Origin of the sequence: Burkholderia sp. Ac-20392 (assembly GCF_017104585.1) — a bacterium.
GTDB lineage: Bacteria > Pseudomonadota > Gammaproteobacteria > Burkholderiales > Burkholderiaceae > Burkholderia > Burkholderia lata.
In genome coordinates this window covers 1-603 of record NZ_JAAGPB010001122.1, presented here as the reverse complement: position 1 = coordinate 603, position 603 = coordinate 1, and the positions used below count along the sequence as shown (strand labels likewise).

At 73.6% G+C, this 603-nt stretch carries 1 pseudogene; it reads left to right on the top strand.

The window, feature by feature from the left end:
• Positions 1 to 603: pseudogene (locus tag G3N99_RS42300) on the top strand (hypothetical protein); the annotation flags it as partial.

Sequence of the window (603 nt, the reverse complement as noted above, 5' to 3'; positions counted from 1 at the left end):
CTGCAGGGCGCGGACGTCGCGCTGCGCGTGCGCCCGACGCAGCCGCGGCTCGACGTGCCGACGGTCGGCTTCGGCTGGGACATGCAACTCGATGCCGGCCACGACTACACGCTGCACCTGACGCGCTTCAACGCGGAGCTCGGCCAGCCGCCGCTGCCGGACGGCACGCCGCTTGCCCGCTCGCTTGCGCTGTCGACGCTGACGGCCCGCTACCGCGTGCCGACCGCGAGCCAGGGGCAGTTGCTGAGCGTCGTCGGCGACCGCGTCGATCTCGGCATCCTCAGCGAGTTCATTCGCGGGCTGCCGCCGCCGCACACCGGCCCGGCGCTTGCCGCGTCGCTTGCGCGGCAGACGCTGCCGGTCCGCGACCGCGGGCCGACCGCGTGCCAGGGGCAGTTGCTGAGCGTCGTCGGCGACCGCGTCGATCTCGGCATCCGCAGCGAGTTCATTCGCGGGCTGCCGCTGCCGGCACGCCTGCGCAACGAGTTGATCAAGATCGAGCCGCGCGGGATGGTGTCGAACTATCAGATCGAGGTCGAGCGCGCGAAGCCCGCGCGGGCCGACCTCGCCGACGAGGAGCGGCGCACGGGCGCCGCGCCGATC